Here is a 255-nt window from a genome sequence, read left to right on the forward strand (position 1 = left end):
TTTGCCTGGCAACGTCCTGCTCTCACAGGGGGAAGCCCCCTATTACCATCGGCGCTGAAGAGCTTAACTACCGTGTTCGGGATGGGAACGGGTGTGACCTCTTCGCTATTGCCACCAGACTTGCACACGAGGTGCTGACTTCTGCGTTGCTCACAGGATGTGAGCGATCTTAGCAGAAGATCCTCTAAATGCTATATAAAAAGAGAGTTATTCTCTCAAAACCAGATAAAGAAGAAGATAAACGAGAAACAACAT

1 rRNA gene is annotated in these 255 nt (G+C 47.8%); it reads right to left on the bottom strand.

Features of this window, described 5'->3' with window-relative positions:
• Nucleotides 1–3: 3 nt before the first annotated feature.
• Nucleotides 4–119: ribosomal RNA gene (gene rrf, locus KI375_RS27185) — 5S ribosomal RNA — on the bottom strand.
• Nucleotides 120–255 lie beyond the last annotated feature (136 nt).

Source organism: Bacillus sp. J14TS2 (assembly GCF_018333015.1).
GTDB lineage: Bacteria > Bacillota > Bacilli > Bacillales > Bacillaceae_C > Lederbergia.